The organism is Pseudomonas sp. S3_C06 (assembly GCF_054667675.1).
The window spans coordinates 3850285-3867432 of the sequence record NZ_CP162747.1 but is presented as its reverse complement, the minus strand read 5'-3'; the positions used below and the strand labels follow the sequence as shown (position 1 = coordinate 3867432).

The following is a 17148-nucleotide window of genomic DNA, read 5'->3' as shown; positions in this document are numbered from 1 at the left end:
ATCCTGAAAGTCTTCACACCCAAAAAATCGCAGCTTCGGCTGCGATTTTTGTATCTGACTCGAGAGGCACCATGGACCGCTTCCAGGAAATGCACATCTTCACCACTGTCGCGCAAGAGCAAGGCTTCTCTGCGGCCGCGCGGCGTCTGGGTCTCTCTGCGGCGAGCGTGACGCGGGCGGTGGCGGCGCTGGAGTTGCGGATCGGTACGCAGTTGCTGATTCGCACCACGCGCAGTGTGCATTTGAGCGAAGCGGGGCAGCGTTATCTGGAAGACTGTCGCCGGATTCTCGCCGAAGTGCAGGAAGCCGAGGATTCGGCGGCGGGCAGTCATGCCGAGCCGCGTGGACAACTGACGGTGACGGCGCCGGTGTTGTTCGGTGATTTGTTTGTGACGCCGGTGATGGCGAGTTATCTCGCGCAATATCCGGATGTCACGATTAACGCCGTGCTGGTTGATCGGATCGTCAATATGGTCGAGGAGGGCATCGATGTGGCGGTGCGCATCGGTGATCTGCCGGACAGCAGTCAGCATGCGATTCGGGTGGGTGAGGTGCGTCGGGTCATCTGCGGCTCGCCAGCCTATTTTGCCAAGTATGGTCGACCGGTTAATCCCCACGCTCTGGCGGGAGCGCCGGTGGTGGCGACTTCAGCGATTGGTCAGCAACGCAGTTGGCCGTTTCTCGTCGGGGGCGAACCGCTCAGCGTGCGTCCTGAGCCGCGTCTTATCGTTACCGCCAATCAGGCTGCGATTACAGCGACTTGCATGGGCTTGGGTTTGACTCGAGTGTTGTCCTATCAAGTGGCGAGCCAGGTTGCCGCCGGCACACTGGAAATCGTCCTCGCGGAATTCGAACTGCCGCCGCTGCCGATTCATGTCGTGTATCAGGGGGGGCGCAAGGCTCCAGCGCGGATCCGCAGTTTTGTCGATTTCACGGCAGAGGCTTTGCGCGAACATCCAGCGTTGAAAAATGCAGCGTTATTGCACTAAGTGAAATAATCGATTGCGTTTGCTGGTGATTCTGTTGTTTTCGTGATCAGCGCAAGATGACCTCCATCGGCGCGCTCATCCCCGCAGCGGCGCCCCTGTTCAGCGGAGTCGACCATGCAAGCGATCAAACTCTACAACTTTCCACGTTCCGGCCACGCCCACCGTGTCGAGCTGATGTTGTCCCTGCTGCAATTGCCGACCGAGCTGATCTTCGTCGATCTGGCCAAAGGTGAGCATAAGCAGCCGGCGTATCTGGCCATCAACAGCTTCGGGCAGGTGCCGGCAATCGATGACGACGGCGTGGTGCTGGCCGATTCCAACGCAATTCTGGTGTATCTGGCGCAGAAATACGGCAATGGTCGTTGGCTGCCCGCTGACCCGGTGGGTGCGGCACGGGTGCAGCGCTGGCTGTCGGCGGCCGCCGGGCCGATTGCATTCGGACCCGCTGCGGCGCGACTGGTCACGGTGTTTGGCGCACAGCTGAATGCTGATGAGGCGATTACCCGTGCGCACAACCTGCTCAAGGTAATGGAAGCCGAGTTGGGTAAAACGGCGTATCTGGCCGGCGACGAACCGACCATTGCCGACGTGTCGGCCTACAGTTACATCGCCCACGCACCGGAAGGCAATGTGTCGCTGGATGATTACGCCAACGTCCGCGCCTGGCTGGCCCGGGTTGAAGCCTTGCCCGGTTTCGTCGGCATGCCACGCACGGTTGCCGGTCTGCAAACCGCAGTCTGATTCTCACAATCCACGCTGTGCCGAGGGTGCAGGGGAGAGGTCATGATGGAACGTTCACCGTGGCACGCTGGCGAGCAACAGTTGCAAGCGAAAGTCGGGGTTGCCGAACGCATGGAAGCCTTCGGGCGTAAGGTGATTCGCACCTGGATGCCGGACCAGCACCGTGAGTTCTATCAGCAATTACCCTTCATGTTGTACGGCGCAGTTGATGCAGATGGGCGCCCGTGGGCCAGTGTGCTCGAAGGCGCGCCGGGGTTTGCCCATTCGCCGGATCCCGGGCATCTGCATTTCGCCAGCCAGCCTGCTGCCGATGACCCGGCGCAACTGCGCAATGGCGAACCGATCGGCTTGCTCGGCATCGAGTTGCACACCCGCCGGCGTAATCGCCTCAATGGTCATGTCGGCAATCTGAGCGCTCATGGTTTTGATGTGAGCGTGGATCAAGCCTTCGGCAACTGCCCGCAGTACATTCAACTGCGCCAGTTTCAGCGTGTGCCGTTGACGGATCCGCAGACGCGTCCGGCTGAGCATCTGAACGGCCTCGATGATGCGGCCATCGCGCTGATCGAAGGCGCCGATACTTTTTTCGTCGCCAGTTATGTGGATGTCGACGGCCAGCGGGCAGTGGATGTTTCTCATCGTGGCGGCCAGGCCGGGTTCGTGCGGGTGGAGGGCAATCGTCTGACCATCCCCGATTTCGCCGGCAATCTGCACTTCAACACCCTCGGCAATTTGCTGCTCAACCCCAAGGCTGGTCTGCTGTTCATCGACTTTTCCACAGGCGACGTGCTGCAACTCAGCGGGCGTACCGAGATCATTCTTGAAGGCCCGCAGATTGAGGTGTTTCAAGGTGCTGAACGCCTGTGGACATTTGATGTGGAAAAACTGGTGCGGCGCCCGGCGGCATTGGCCTTGCGCTGGCGCTTCGACGGCATGTCGCCGACCAGTCTGTTGACCGGTAACTGGGCCGAGGCGGACGCACGTTTACAGGCGCAGGCGCTGGGCAATCAATGGCGGCCACTGCGGGTGACGAAGATCGAAGCGGAGAGTCAGCACATTCGCTCGATCTATCTGGAGCCCGCCGACGGTGCCGGTTTGCCGGTGTTTCTTGCCGGTCAGCATCTGCCGCTGCGTTTCACCGTTGATGGCGAGGTGCACATTCGCACCTACAGCCTTTCGAGTGCGCCATCCGATGGTTTCTATCGGATCAGCGTCAAGCGCGAGGGCCTGATTTCATCGCATCTGCATGAGCAAATTAATGTCGGCGATGTGCTGGAAGCGCGGGCGCCGCAGGGGCATTTCACCGTGAAGCCGTTGGAGCACCGCCCTTTGGTGTTGTTGGCGGCCGGTGTAGGAGTCACGCCTTTGCTGTCGATGCTGCGCGAGGTGGTGTACCAAGGCCTACGGACGCGAAGGATTCGTCCGACGCTGTTGTTGCAGAGTTCACGCAGCTTGGCCGATCAACCGTTTCGCCAGGAGCTGGATCGGTTGCTCGAAACGGCAGGCGATTCGGTACGAGTTCTGCGTTTGCTCAGCCAGCCGGAAGCTGAACTGCACGAAGGTGAGGATTTCGATCTGTCGGGGCGTATCGACGCGCAAGTGCTGAGAAACGTGCTGGATGCCGATGATTTCGATCAGCTCGACTTTGTCCTCTGCGGCCCCGGCGGTTTTACTCAAGGCTTGTACGACACCCTGCGCGAACTGGACGTGCGCGATGCGCAGATTCATGCGGAAACCTTCGGCCCGTCGACGCTGAAACGTCAGGCTGATCCGGACGCGATCGTCATCGAACAACCGCCTGCTGCGACCACATCGGTGCCGGTGGTGTTCGAGCGTTCGGCGAAAGAGGCGCGTTGGCAGCCGGATGGCGGGAGTTTGCTGGAACTGGCGGAAAGTCGCGGGTTACGTCCGGAATTCAGTTGCCGGGGAGGTTCTTGCGGTACCTGCAAGACCCGGCTGGTCAGCGGTGCAGTGAATTATCCACAGGTGCCGGCAGACGTTCCGGAAGCGGGTCACGTGCTGATCTGCTGCGCGGTCCCGGCACAAAGCCCGCAACCGCTGATCCTTGACCTGTAACTGAAAACACCACAACACCCTGTGGGAGCGAGCCTGCTCGCGAAAGCGTCAGGTCAGTCGACATCATTGTCGCTGATCCACCGCCATCGCGAGCAGGCTCGCTCGCACATTTGGGTATATGTTTCAGCCTGAAATCAGGCGTAGGACAGGTTCTTTTCTTCCAGCAATTCCTGATACAACGCCGTCCATTTACGGCCCATGTCGTCGGCTGTGAATAACTGCCGATAACGCGCTTCAGCTTTGACCCCCATCGCTGCAGCACGCACCGGATCCTCCCACAGCGTGCGCATCGCCTCGCGAAACGCCTGTGGATGACTCGGCGGCACGACCAATCCCGTCTCGTTGTGGATATTGATGTAACTGGTGCCAGTGCCGATCTCACTGGAGATCATCGGCTTGCCGTACATCGCGCCTTCCAGCAAGGAAATGCCGAATGCTTCCGAACGCAGGTGTGACGGGAAAACAATCGCGTAGCTCAGTTGCAGCAGCGCGACCTTGTCTTCGTCACCCAGACGTCCGAGGAAGTGAATGTTGCGCAGGCCCAGCGCCTGCGCCTGCGCGTGCAGCTCCAGCTCCAGTGGCCCGGCACCGACAATGACCACGGGATAGTCCACGTCTTTCAGGGCCTCAAGCAGAATGTGCAGGCCCTTGTAATAACGCATCACGCCGACAAACAGAAAAAACTTATCCCCAAGCTGTTGGCGCCAACGGTTCATGCGCTCGGTTTCCGGCTGTGGATAACCCGACTTGTTCAAACCGTAAGGAATTACCCGGGTCTTGTCCTGGAACTGCTGTAACACATCGCTGGTGTGCAGATAGTTGGGTGACGCGGCAACGATGCGGTCGGCGCTGGCGAGAAAACGATTCATCAACGGTCGGTAGAGTTTGAGCAGGTGCTTCTGGCGAATGATGTCCGAGTGATAGGTCACCACGCTCGGCTTGTTCATCGCGCTGGCGAAATGCACCAGGTCCATGAACGGCCACGGGAAGTGGTAATTGACCACGTCAGCTTCGGCCGCCAGTTCGCGAAACTGTTTGAACACGCTCCAGGAAAAACCGGTGGAGGCGAACTGGATGTCGAGTTTGGCCCGGTGCACTTCGTGCTGGCCCAATTGCACCACGGGCGGTGTCGGGTCAGCACTGAGCGTCAGCACCTGGCCGTCGATACCGTGCTGGGCGCCGCTTTCGCAGAGCTGGAAAATCACTTGCTCAATGCCGCCGACCGAGTCAGGCAGGTACGTCTTGAAAAAATGAAGAACTCGCATTCAACCTCCCATGGCCTGGCGGTAGGCACCGGCCGTGGCCTGTGCACAACGCTTCCAGGAAAAAAGCCGTGACTGCTGCAACCCGGCTTCTCGGCATGCCTGCCAATGCGCTTGATCGTCGATCAGTCGGCTCAGCGCATCACGCAGGCCTTCTGCATCGTCAGCTTCAATATAGTTGCCCGCTGCACCGGCGACTTCCGGCATCGCCGAAGAACGCGTGAGCACCACCGGTGTGCCACTGGCCATGGCCTCCAGTACCGGCAGACCGAAACCTTCATACAGTGATGGAAAAATCAGCGCCCGGGCGCCGGCCAGCAATTGGGCGACCTGTTCATCGAGCAGATAACCGAGCAGGCACACATGCCCGCTGGCCAGCGCCTGGCGCAACGGTTCGCTGAACTGTTCGCGCTGCCACCCGGCCATGCCGACAATCAGCAATGGAAAACGCTGACGCACCGCCTCCGGTAACAGGGCATGGGCGCGCAGGGCGAGGCCAAGGTTCTTGCGCGGCTCCAGCGTGCCGACACAAAGGAAATACTCCCGCGACTCCACCGCATGCGCCTTGAGCACCGCGTCAATGGCGCTGGCCTCGCGCGGATGAAAGCGCTCGGCAACCCCCAGCGGGGCCACCACAAAACGTTCGGCTGGCAGGCCGAAATAATCCTGGGCTTCGTCGGCAATCGCCTGTGAATCGGTGAGAATCACCTGCGCCTGTTGGACACCGGCGGCCAGTCGGCGCTCGATCTCCTTGAGCCGTGCCGGTGGCTGGGTCTCAGGGAAATGCAGGTGAGTCAGGTCGTGCAGGGTGATCACCGTCGGGCCATCGAAGGCCAGTGGCCACAGGCTCGGCTCGTGATAGAGGTCGATACCTTGCGCGCGGCCCTGATCGAAGCGTTTCTGCTCCAGCCAGCGGCGCGCCTGATAGGCGCCGGGGATTTGCCGCAGCAGTGGCGTCAATCGTGAGTAACCGGGCATGGCCGCTTCCGGCAGTGCCGAACTCCAGCCCCAGCCGTGGAACAACGTCACGTCCACGTCGGGTTCATTGCGCAAGGCGTTGACCAGTTCAGCGACGTATTGGCCGATGCCGGTGCGCGGTGCCTGCAGAATGCGCGCGTTAAGAGCAATGCGCATGCTGACTCGCTGGCGCCGTTGGCGCTCCCAGAACGTTACGCGCACTGCGTTCGACCAGTTGCAGGCTCGCTTCCCGCCAGCCGATCCACTGCCAATCGGCAACATCGCGAGCTGCGGGGAACTGGCCGTTGCGCTGAAATCCGATAATCAACCGGGCGAGGCTTTGCGGATCCTGCAGATCGAAGTAGGCCATGAACTCGCCGCCAATTTCGCGGAACACCGCAATATCACTGCCCATCGCCGGCAATCCACGCTGCATGGCCTCCACCAGCGGCAAGCCAAACCCTTCGACGAACGAAGGGAACACCAACGCACTGGCGTGGGCGTAAGCGTGTTCCAGGCTGGTGTCGCTGAGGTCGTTGAACATGAACAGGCGCTGGTTCAACTCGGGATGATTGCGCACCCGGGCGAGCAGGGCGTCGCATTTCCAGCCGACCCGCCCGGCGATGCACAGCCGTGCGGTTGAGCCAGCGGCCCAGGCGTGCTCGAAGGCATCAAGCAGATAGGCGTGGTTTTTGCGCGGCTCGATGGTGCTGACCATCAGGTAGACCGGCTCAGAGGTAGTGAACAGTTGCTTCAGGCGCGGTTCGACCATTGCCACGTCGTTGTGCAGATCCAGTTCGGAACCCAAATGAAAGAAATCGAACCAGCGTTGATGGGTTTGCTCGACACCGATTCGCTGGCGCAACTCTTCACGCACCTGATCGCGCACCGTGGCGGAAATCGCCATGTAGCCATCCGCTGTGCGGGTGATCCAGTCGAACCACTCACTGAAAACCTCGACCAGACGTGTGTCGTAAAACTGTGGGTGAGTCAGCGGGATCAGGTCGTAGATCACCGCGATCATACCGACGCCGTCACGTTTGAGCCGTTCGACGTGGGCGAAAAGATCCGAGTGCCATGACGAATCCAGTAGCACCAGTTGATCGCCCGGCTGGTGTTGCAGCGGTGAGCAACGTTTGAGCAGTTGCCTGCGATTGATCCGCCGGATCAGGCGGATCGGCAGGCCGAAGGCTGCGAAGATCGTCAGTCGATAGCCGACATATAAAACCCGTCGCGCCAGTTTTGAGTTGAGTTGCGCATCACGTCGCTGATGCCACTGCCAGAAGCGATGAGCGAGGCGTTCCAGTCGTCCGCCGAAGGTTTCAAGCGTGTTGAAAAAAGGCGTATCGAACGGTGCCAGTTGCAACACGCGATAGAGTTCGCCATTGAGTACCACCACCGGCATGCACTCCACACCTGCGGCGCTGGCAGGCAGTTGCTTGATGACGTTGCGCACCACACGCTGAATACCCGAATTGATGGCCGGGTGTTTGAACACATGGGTGCATTCGACCAGCAAGCGGGTCATGGCGCACGCTCTGCGTGCCGGGCCTCGGTGTCGCGAGTGATGGTGGTCTTGGCGCCGAGCCATGAGCAGCCGACGAAATCTTCCTGACGGTTGTTGATCACGTGGAATACCAACCCGTAGTCGCGCCATTCGAAATTGCGATCGAGGTGCGAGTCCAGACGCGACAGGCTCAGCGACACTGAATAATTGCCTTTGCCCAAACCCATGATGAACGAGAAGCGGTAGGTGAAGCGTTCGCCGGCGTGCAGGTCGGTCAATGCCTTGTCGAGGCGATGGGTGTTGATGCCGTACATCATCTGACCCAGCCGATCCTTGAGGATAAAGCCCAGCACCAGCCGTTCGATGTCCTTGCGCACCTCGACCTGAACTTCGAGCACCACCGGTTGGCCGACTTCGGCGGCGTCGATGCTGCGATCGTTTTCATCGAGCAGGCGCACGCCGAGAATCGCCGCTTCGCCGGTGCCTGATATCGTTTGCACTTCGCCGCCAGCGAGCATTTCCTGACGGACGATCTGGCCTTCGCGTTCGGCCATCAGCGCGTTGTAGTAGTCGAGCACCGGTTCCGGTTTGCCGTACATGGCCATGCGGCCGTCCTTGAGCAGGATGGCCGAGTCGCAGATCGACTGAATCGCCGAGCGGTCGTGGGACACGATCAGCAGCGTGGTGCCGGATTTGCGGAAGCTGCGGATGCGTTCGAAGCTTTTGTGCTGGAAGTAGGCGTCGCCCACCGACAGTGCCTCGTCGACGATAAGGATGTCCGGGCGCCGCGCCGTGGCAACGCTGAACGCCAAGCGCATCTGCATGCCGCTGGAATAGGTTCGCACCGGATGGTCGATGGCGTCGCCGATCTCGGCGAAATGCTCGATGTCGGGCATCAGTGCTTCGATTTCTTCGAGCTGCATGCCCAGCAACTGACCGGCCATGATTGCGTTCTGGCGACCGGTGAAATCCGGGTGGAAACCCATGCCCAGCTCCAGCAGCGCGGCCACGCGGCCTTGCAGTTCGATCTTGCCGGTGGTGGGTTGGGTGGTGCCGGTGATCATTTTCAGCAAAGTGCTTTTGCCCGCGCCGTTGGCACCGACGATGCCCACCGCTTCACCGGGGGCGATTTCGAATTCGACGTCCTGCAGCACCCAGTGCTGGTGGTGGCGGATCGGCGAAAACGGAATCAGCCACTCAGCCAGTCGGCTCCAGCGGTTGGGATATTGTTTGTAGGCCTTGCTCAGGCCGGTGACGCGAATATGCCCCATCAGAGTTCATCCACCATTTCGCCAACGCGCTGGCGAAACAGCCGTAGACCGATCAGACAAAACAGCACCCCCGTGACGAAGATCGGCAGCAGCGAGCTCCAGACCGGCCACTGTCCGTAGAGAAACAGGTTCTGATAACTGCTGAACAGGTTGGTCAGCGGATTGAGTTGCAACAGGCGCTGCACCCATTCCGGCAGGATCGTGATCGGGTAAACGATCGGCGTCAGCCAGAACCAGAATTGCAGGCAGATGCCGAAGAGCTGGCCGACATCGCGGAAGAACACGTTCAATACGCCGAGCACCATGCCCAACCCGGCGCAGAACATCATTTGCAGGGCGATCAATGGAATCAGCGCCAGCAGCGCCATGCCCGGCCAGCGCCCGGTGATCAGCAGAAAGCCGAGAAACAGACTGATGATGATCGCGAAGTTGATCCCGGCATTGCACAGGACGATGACCGGCAGGCAGATCCGCGGGAAGCTGATTTTCTTCAGCAGGTTGGCGTTTTCCAGAAACATGTTCTGGCTGCGCAAGGTGATTTCGGAAAACAGCCCCCACGCCAGCAACCCGGCGCAGAGGTAGACACTGTAGGCCATGCTGTCATCCACACCCGGCAAACGGGCGCGCATGATGTGGGAAAAGATCACGGTGTAAACAATGATCATCGACAGCGGATTGAAAATCGGCCACAAGGCGCCGAACAGCGAATTGCGGTATCGCGCTTGAAACTCTCGCTGCACGCTGCCGAGGATGAAACCCCGGTAGCCATGCAACGAGCGGTACAGGGAAAGCAGCATTTAAACCGTCCTGCCGTATTGGTCTTCGAAGCGGACGATGTCGTCCTCTCCCAGGTATTCGCCGCTTTGCACTTCGATGATCACCAGATCGATCACCCCAGGGTTTTCCAGACGATGCTTGTGGCCGGCGGCGATAAAGGTTGATTCGTTCTTGGCCACCAGCGTCGTGCCGGAGCCGTTGTTGGTGACCTTGGCCATGCCTTCGACAACCACCCAGTGTTCGTTGCGGTGATGGTGCATTTGCAGGGACAGCTTGCCACCGGGTTTGACCACGATGCGCTTGATCTTGAAGCGCGGGCCTTCCTCCAGAACGGTGTAGGTGCCCCACGGTCGACTGACGGTACGATGCAGCCGATAGGCTTCGTGGGATTTGTCCTTGAGCTGCTTGGCCACGCGCCGCACGTCCTGCGCACGGTCGGCGTGGGCCACCAGCACCGCGTCGGCGGTGTCGACCACGATCAGGTTATCCACACCCACCGTCGCTATCAGTCGGCCTTCGCTCTGCACGAAGTTGTTGTGGCTGTCGATGAAGATGGCTTCGCCGCTGGCGCGGTTGTTGTCGGCATCGGCCGGGACCAATGCCGCGACGGCACCCCACGAACCAATGTCGCTCCAGTCGAATCCGGCGGGAACCACGACGACTTTTTCCGAGCGCTCCATCAGCGCGTAGTCGATCGAGATGTCAGTGATTTCCGCGAACAGTGCCGGCGACAGTTCCTGTTGCAGGCAGCCGACCGTTTCAATCGGCGCGCTGACGTCCATGCAGGCGCGGGTCTGCTCCAGCAACTCGGGCGCGTGCAATTGCAGTTCAGCAATCAAGGTCGCGGTGGTGAAGCAGAACATTCCCGAATTCCACAGGAAGTTGCCGCTCTCCAGATAATGCGTGGCAGTTTGCAGGTCGGGCTTCTCGACGAAGCGCTGCACTTTCGCCGCGCCTTTGGCGTCCAGCGGCGCCCCGGTCTCGATGTAGCCGAAGCCGGTTTCCGGTGCGGTCGGGATCACGCCGAAGGTCACCAGATAACCGTCCCTGGCCAGATGGACGGCGTGCTCGACCGCGGTTTTCAGTGCGTCCTGATTGACGATCAAATGGTCGGCGGGCATCACCACCATGATCGCGTCGTCACCGTGCAACGCTTGCAGCGACAACGCCGCTGCAGCGATGGCCGGCGCGGTGTTGCGCCCGCTCGGCTCGAGCAGGAAGTGCCCGCGATGACGCGATACGTGGGCGGCGCAATAGTGATCCTTGCTCTGGAAGTAGTACTCGCGATTGGTCACCGTGACGATGTCGCCCCAGCCGTCGAGCAAAGCCGCCGCGCGCTGATAGGTCTTGCCGAGCAGCGACTGGCCGTCGGGCAGGGTCATGAACGGCTTGGGATGGCCCTCGCGGGACACCGGCCACAAACGGGTGCCGGCACCGCCGGACAGAATCACGGGGATCAGCATGGCCTACTCCTTGGCGACGCGTTTCATGTCCGCATCCATCATCATGCGGATCAAGGTATCCAGGTCGGTTTTCGGCTTCCAGCCCAGTACGCGCTGAGCCTTGGCCGGATTGCCGAGCAGCACTTCGACTTCGGCCGGGCGGAAGAAGGCCGGGTCGATCTTCACGTAATCGCGGTAGTTGAGGCCGACGTGATCGAAGGCGATGCGGCACATTTCCCGTACGGTGGTGGTGACGCCGGTGGCGACCACAAAATCGTCAGGCTTGTCTTGTTGCAGCATCAGCCACATGGCTTCGACGTAATCACCGGCAAAACCCCAGTCACGCTTGGCGTCAATGTTGCCCAGGGCCAGCTCCTGCTGTTTGCCCTGCTTGATGCGTGCAGCGGCGTCGGTGACCTTGCGGGTCACGAACTCGATGCCGCGCAGTGGCGATTCATGGTTGAAAAGAATGCCGCTGCTGGCGTGCAGGTTGAAACTTTCGCGGTAGTTGACGGTGATCCAGTGGCCGTACAGCTTGGCCACGCCGTAAGGGCTGCGTGGGTAGAACGGTGTGTTTTCGTCCTGCTGCTCAGCCTGGATAAGGCCGAACATCTCACTGGTCGAAGCCTGATAGAAGCGGGTGTGCGGGCTGAATTGACGGATCGCTTCGAGCAGATGGGTAACGCCCAGGCCGTCAACGATGCCGGTGGTCACCGGTTGATCCCACGAGGCGGCGACAAAGCTTTGCGCGGCGAGGTTATACACCTCGTCCGGCGCCGACTTGATGACCGCACGCTGCACCGAGCAGGCATCGGCCATGTCGCCATCGAGATAAACGATGTCGGCTTCGACACCCATCTCGCGCAGGCGCCAGCGCGAATCGCTGCTGCGTCGTGCCACCAGGCCATGAACCTTGTAGCCCTTGTCGAGCAACAGTCTGGCCAGATAGGCGCCGTCCTGGCCAGTAATCCCTGTGATCAGTGCACTTTTAGTCATTCTTGTTTTACTCGCTTCTCCCAGTCGGACAGGATCGCCCGCAGGGATTGTTGTGTAGTGATTTCAGGCGTCCATCCGGTGGTCCGGGTCAGCTTGGTGTGACTGCCGCAAACGCGGCGCTGGTCGGCGCGGCGCATGCGAGCCGGATCTTGAACCAGTTGCACTGGCACTTCGGCCAGATCGGCCAGTTGTTCAATCAGACTGCGGATGCTCTGCTCGCGCCCTGAGCAGATGTTGTAAACCTGTCCTGGTACACCTTTCTCCAGCAGCGCGAAATAGGCCGAAATCACATCGCCGACATCGAGGAAATCCCGCGTGACGTCGATGTCGCCGACTTCCAGTTGCGGGGCTTGCAGGCCCTGTTTGATGCGATTGATCTGGCGGGCGGCACTGGCGATGACGAAACTTTCTTTCTGTCCTGTGCCGATGTGGTTGAACGGCCGCGCGACGAGCACCGGCCAGTCCTCACTCAAACCCCATTGCAGGCTGAGAAACTCGGCCGAGAGTTTGCTCACCGCATACGGATTGCGCGGGCAGGGCGCTTGTTGTTCGGTGATCGGCAGATCGCTTTCGCTGACCTGGCCGTAAACGTCGCCGGAGCTGACGTACAGGAACGTGCCCTGAAAACCACGGGTCTTGAGAGCCTGCAACAGATTGAGGGTGCCGAGCAGATTGATGTCGAGGGTACGTGCCGGGTCGCGGAAAGCTTCGGGGACGAACGTCTGGCCGGCCAGATGAATGACCGCGTCAGGCATTTGCGGCCACAGGTCGACAAGGTTGTCTGGAGCCGTCAGGTCGTAACGTGAAGCTGCAGGCAGCAGTTCCCACGCAGAGTCAGGCGAGGCCAAACGTGACTGAATATGTTGTCCAACGAATCCACTGAGACCCGTGACGAACAGACGCTTTTTCAAACAGCGACCCCTTGGTCTTGGTTTTCGCGGCACTTCCTACAGGCTCTAGAGAAGGGGCTGTCAGACCGGTCGGAAAAAAAACCGCTAAGACGACAGGCGAAAACGTTGTTGTAGTTATTTGCTGCCAATCTGTGCCAATTGCCGAGCAATTTCAACTGGCCATACCGTGACTGGTCAGTTCTCGTCAGCGTAGCGGATTTATTCTCGCCGGGCGGTTCACGAATCCTCGACGGATGTGTTTAGAATGCCCCTCGTCGCCAAATCCCGGGCTTTGATTCGGGAACCGCGACGCAGGGTGAAACCGACCACTAAAACAAGAACGAAGACGTACCCGATGACGAAGGACGAGGGCCGGCCATGCCGACTCGATCCAGCGCACGGCCGTCATAGCATGAAGGTACCGGGATGGCGCCTTCATCGTGGGATGCCATGAATTTCATTCTTTACTCGGACGTCAACGACAGTTCCATCAGCCAGAGTCTCGGGCGCCCCGAATACAGCTATTACTTTGTACTCAAGGCCTATCGCCCGGTGCTGGAAAGTCTTGGACGCGTGCACGTGGTGGCCTCTCCCGCCGATGTCGATACGCTCTATCGACAGTTGCTCGTCGCCGGCGAAGACAGCCTGTTCCTGTCGTTCACCCCGCCGCAGAAAACCCCGGTCGACCTGGAATGCCCGACGATGTGCGTGGTGGCCTGGGAGTTCGATTCGATTCCTGATGAGCAGTGGGACAACGACCCGCGTCAGGACTGGACGCAGATGCTTGCCCGTCAGGGCCGCGTTATCACGCTGTCGAGCCACACCGCCCGGGCAATTCGTCGTGCCATGGGCGAAAACTTTCCGGTGTTGGTATTGCCAACACCGCTGTGGGAAAACTTCGCAACGATTCGTCAGCAGACGCTGAGTACACCGGTGAATCCGGGCACATCGCTGGCGATCAAGGGCTGCATTTTCGATACTCGCACTCTCGGCCTCTGCGCCGACGCACTGATCCCGACGCCGATAACGCCGGAAGAGGAAGCCGCGCTGGCCGCTGCAATCGAAGCCGCGCGCCCGCCACCGCTGACCCTCAAACGCCGCTTCGTCATTGCCCGGCATTACCTGCGGCTGTGGGCGCTGAATCTCGGGCACGAGCAGGTCGAGCCGGTGCCACGGGTGAAATTTCTCTACAACTGGTACTGGGAAGGCATTCGCGACCTGGTGCCGGACACGCTGCACGGCTGGCTCGAACAACGCCTGCCGGCGGTGTGTGGCGCGCTGCCGGTGCCTGTTGTGGAACCCGTGCCACTGGATTTGCCGGACACTACCTCAGTGGTCGAGACCACGGTCGATGGCGTGGTTTACGTCACGGTGTTCAACCCCAAGGATGGTCGCAAGAACTGGCACCAACTGATTACCGCGTTCTGTTGGGCGTTTCGTGAAACGTCCGACGCGACGCTGGTGTTGAAGATTACCCAGAACGATCTGGCCTCCTACTACAGCGAGTTGATGACCTTGCTCGCGCAGCTCACGCCGTTCGCTTGTCGGGTGGTGGTGATGCACGGTTACCTCGACGACGCGCAGTACGCCAGGCTCTATCAGGCGGCGAGTTTCTATGTGAATGCCTCGCGCTGCGAAGGGCTGTGCCTGCCGCTGATGGAGTTCATGTCCAGCGGCAAGCCGGTGATCGCTCCCGATCACACGGCGATGGAAGATTACATCGATGACGCAGTGGCGTTCGTGGTCAAGTCCAGCGAAGAGCTGACGATCTGGCCGCAGGACACGCGGATCATCTACCGCACGTTGCGTTACCGCCCGGACTGGGGCTCGCTGAAGAGCGCCTACGAAAACAGCTATCAGATGGCCAAGGCCCGGCCACAGGACTATCAGCGGATGTCGGTGGCTGCCGTCGAGCGCATGCACGATTACTGCGCGTTCGCGCCGGTGCAAAAACGCATGGCGGACTTTTTCGCGCTGACGCCCATGTCTGCCGATGCCACGCCCGTGACGGATAACGCCTCATGCTGATCATCATTCATTCGGAAACCAACCAGCACACCATTGCGCAGAATCTCGGGCGTTCGGAGTACAGCTATTACTTCGTGCTCAAGGAATATCGTCCGGTGCTCGAACGGCTCGGGCGGGTGGTGGAAGTGCTCGATCCCCAAGCCGAAGTCGATACGCTGTACCGGGAATGCCTGAGCCGTGGCGAGCCCTGTGTGTTTCTGTCGTTCTCGCCGCCGCACCGCACTCCGGTGCATTTGGCGTGTCCGACGTTGCCGGTATTTGCCTGGGAATTCAGCACCATTCCCAACGAGCCGTTTGCCGGTGAACCGCGCAACGACTGGCGCACCGTGCTGGCAGCCTGTGGCGCGGCGATCACCCATTCCAGTTACACGGTCAACGCCGTACGCGAGGCGATGACGCAGAATTATCCGATCGTCGCGGTACCGGCGCCGGTGTGGGATCGCTTTGCCGCACGCGGCGCGCAATTGCAGGGGCAAGTAGCGACTGAGCCGCTGCGCCTGACCATCAAAGGCCTGGTGGCGGACAGTCGAACCCTCGATCTGAATGCGTTCGGCCCGGCGCATTTGCGCAATGGCGAAGGGATTGATTTTGCCGCGCCGATTACCGAGCAGGCGTTGTTGCTGGACGGGGTGGTGTACACGTCAGTGTTCAATCCCGGTGACGGACGCAAGAACTGGGAAGACATGCTCAGCGCTTTTTGCGTGAGTTTTCGCGACGTCGAAGATGCCACGCTGGTGCTCAAACTGACTCATCACGACGCCGAAGAAGCGCTCGGCGATATCCTGCATCACTTGTACAAAAACCAGTCCTATCGCTGCCGCATCGTGCTGATCTACGGCTACCTCGCCGACCCTGATTACGAGCGGCTGGTGCAGGCCACCCGTTACGTGGTCAACACCTCATATGGTGAAGGTCAGTGCTTGCCGCTGATGGAGTTCATGTCCTGCGGCAAACCGGCGGTGGCGCCGCGCACCACGGCGATGATCGATTACCTGAGCGCCGACAACGCCTTCCTGATCGAGTCCACCGATGAACTCACCGCTTGGCCGCACGACCCGCGCCGGGCCTTCCGCACGCTGCGTTACGTGACCAACTGGGCGTCGTTGTGCGAGGCCTATAAAGCCAGTTACGAGGTGGCGAAAAACCAGCCAGCACGTTATGCACAGATGTCGGCGCAAGCGGTCAACAGCCTGCAAGGTTTCTGCAGTCAGGCCGTGGCTGAACAGCGCCTGCAGGTGTTCCTTGCGCAGTTGTTCGAGCAACGCCTGGCTGCCATGGAAGTCCGTGAAGCATGAACAGCAAACACCTCGGCACGTCCCGAACCGTCGTCCCATCTCCTGGAGCCACCTCATGCTGAGCCTTTTGAAGAAACTCACGGCGGGCACGCCTGCACCGGCCCCGGAGCTGCCAGTCGCAGCTGCCGGGAAGACCGATCCGTACATGCTCGGCCTGCACGATGCGATGCTCAGTGGCTGGTTCAATCAGGAAACCGGCGAGTTGTTCAAAGGCTTCCCGGTGACTGCCGATGACACGCTGCTCGACGTCGGCTGCGGCGATGGCGGCAACGTGCATTTTTGCGGCATGCGCGGAGCGAAAATCATCATCGCCGACATCGACGCAGGCAAAGTCGAAGCGACCCGCCAGCGCCTGAGTGACACGCCAGCACGGGACGTTGAATGCCACGTCACCGACTGCAACCCATTGCCGATCGCCGACGCCACGGCGACGCGCGTGGTTTCCACCGAAGTCATCGAGCATGTCGACGACCCGGCGCAGTTTCTCGCTGAACTGGTACGTGTCGGCAAGCCGGGCGCGCTGTACCTGTTGAGCGTGCCGCACCCAAGTTCCGAAGACCTGCAAAAAGACATCGCCGCCGCCGAGTATTTCCAGAAGCCCAACCACATTCGCATCATCAGCGAAGAGCAATTCAAGGCGATGGTCAGCGAGGCAGGGCTGGAGATCATCAGCCACAGCCAGTACGGATTTTACTGGTCGATGTGGATGCTGCTGTTCTGGGAGGCCAAGGTCGAATTCAGCCACCCGGATCATCCGCTGCTCAATCACTGGGCCGACACCTGGCAAGCGGTGCTCGACTCGCCGCGTGGGGCGCAGATCAAACAGGCGCTGGATGCCGTTGTCGCGAAGAGCCAGGTCATCATTGCCCGTAAACCCTGAGCACTTTCCTTTGTGGGAGCGAGCCTGCTCGCGAAGA

General features: G+C 60.3%; 14 protein-coding genes. 6 read left to right on the top strand and 8 right to left on the bottom strand.

From position 1 onward, the window contains the following. The first annotated feature begins 71 nt into the window (after positions 1 to 71). The 3 genes from AB4N44_RS17255 (at position 72) to AB4N44_RS17245 (ending at position 3806) form a co-directional block, all read left to right on the top strand. Entirely contained in the window at positions 72 to 989 is a 918-nt protein-coding gene (locus tag AB4N44_RS17255) for a LysR family transcriptional regulator (protein WP_460108296.1), read from the top strand. Positions 990 to 1103: 114 nt separating this feature from the next. Beyond that, complete coding sequence (locus AB4N44_RS17250) at positions 1104 to 1730, top strand: glutathione S-transferase family protein (RefSeq protein ID WP_150749912.1); 627 nt, start codon at positions 1104 to 1106, stop codon at positions 1728 to 1730. 45 nt (positions 1731 to 1775) lie between these two features. Then, on the top strand, positions 1776 to 3806 hold the full coding sequence (locus AB4N44_RS17245) for a pyridoxamine 5'-phosphate oxidase family protein (protein ID WP_460111701.1): 2031 nt from the start codon (positions 1776 to 1778) through the stop codon (positions 3804 to 3806). Between the two features lie 134 nt (positions 3807 to 3940). Here the strand turns inward: AB4N44_RS17245 and AB4N44_RS17240 are convergent, their stop codons facing one another. Genes AB4N44_RS17240 through AB4N44_RS17205 form a run of 8 tightly spaced genes read right to left on the bottom strand, consistent with a single transcriptional unit; the run spans position 3941 to position 12929 of the window. Then, positions 3941 to 5071: a glycosyltransferase family 4 protein gene (locus AB4N44_RS17240; RefSeq protein ID WP_127930328.1), complete on the bottom strand. Its 1131-nt coding sequence runs from the start codon at positions 5069 to 5071 to the stop codon at positions 3941 to 3943. Beyond that, positions 5072 to 6202, bottom strand: a complete 1131-nt coding sequence (locus AB4N44_RS17235; protein WP_127930327.1) for a glycosyltransferase family 4 protein — start codon at positions 6200 to 6202, stop codon at positions 5072 to 5074. Continuing rightward, a complete protein-coding gene (locus AB4N44_RS17230) occupies positions 6186 to 7553 on the bottom strand; it encodes a glycosyltransferase family 4 protein (protein ID WP_127930326.1) in 1368 nt (455 codons plus the stop codon). Before AB4N44_RS17230 ends, AB4N44_RS17235 begins: the two co-directional genes overlap by 17 nt. After that, complete coding sequence (locus tag AB4N44_RS17225) at positions 7550 to 8803, bottom strand: ABC transporter ATP-binding protein (RefSeq protein ID WP_150749909.1); 1254 nt, start codon at positions 8801 to 8803, stop codon at positions 7550 to 7552. The genes AB4N44_RS17230 and AB4N44_RS17225 overlap by 4 nt, the downstream gene beginning before the upstream one ends. Continuing rightward, positions 8803 to 9600: an ABC transporter permease gene (locus AB4N44_RS17220; RefSeq protein WP_093429564.1), complete on the bottom strand. Its 798-nt coding sequence runs from the start codon at positions 9598 to 9600 to the stop codon at positions 8803 to 8805. The genes AB4N44_RS17225 and AB4N44_RS17220 overlap by 1 nt, the downstream gene beginning before the upstream one ends. Further along, the gene (locus tag AB4N44_RS17215; protein ID WP_460108301.1) at positions 9601 to 11043 is read right to left on the bottom strand and encodes a mannose-1-phosphate guanylyltransferase/mannose-6-phosphate isomerase; all 1443 of its coding nucleotides are present in this window, start codon (positions 11041 to 11043) and stop codon (positions 9601 to 9603) included. A 3-nt stretch (positions 11044 to 11046) separates the two neighbouring features. Beyond that, a complete protein-coding gene (gmd, locus tag AB4N44_RS17210) occupies positions 11047 to 12018 on the bottom strand; it encodes a GDP-mannose 4,6-dehydratase (RefSeq protein WP_007954189.1) in 972 nt (323 codons plus the stop codon). After that, positions 12015 to 12929, bottom strand: a complete 915-nt coding sequence (locus AB4N44_RS17205) for a GDP-mannose 4,6-dehydratase (protein ID WP_150774632.1) — start codon at positions 12927 to 12929, stop codon at positions 12015 to 12017. Before AB4N44_RS17205 ends, gmd begins: the two co-directional genes overlap by 4 nt. Positions 12930 to 13358: 429 nt before the next feature. Here AB4N44_RS17205 and AB4N44_RS17200 point away from each other — a divergent pair, with 429 nt between their 5' ends. The 3 genes from AB4N44_RS17200 to AB4N44_RS17190 are packed head-to-tail and all read left to right on the top strand — an operon-like array spanning position 13359 to position 17111. After that, entirely contained in the window at positions 13359 to 14936 is a 1578-nt protein-coding gene (locus AB4N44_RS17200) for a glycosyltransferase (protein WP_238704366.1), read from the top strand. Continuing rightward, entirely contained in the window at positions 14930 to 16231 is a 1302-nt protein-coding gene (locus AB4N44_RS17195) for a glycosyltransferase (protein ID WP_460108303.1), read from the top strand. The genes AB4N44_RS17200 and AB4N44_RS17195 overlap by 7 nt, the downstream gene beginning before the upstream one ends. A gap of 55 nt (positions 16232 to 16286) precedes the next feature. After that, on the top strand, positions 16287 to 17111 hold the full coding sequence (locus AB4N44_RS17190; protein WP_127930319.1) for a class I SAM-dependent methyltransferase: 825 nt from the start codon (positions 16287 to 16289) through the stop codon (positions 17109 to 17111). The last annotated feature ends 37 nt before the right edge of the window (positions 17112 to 17148 follow it).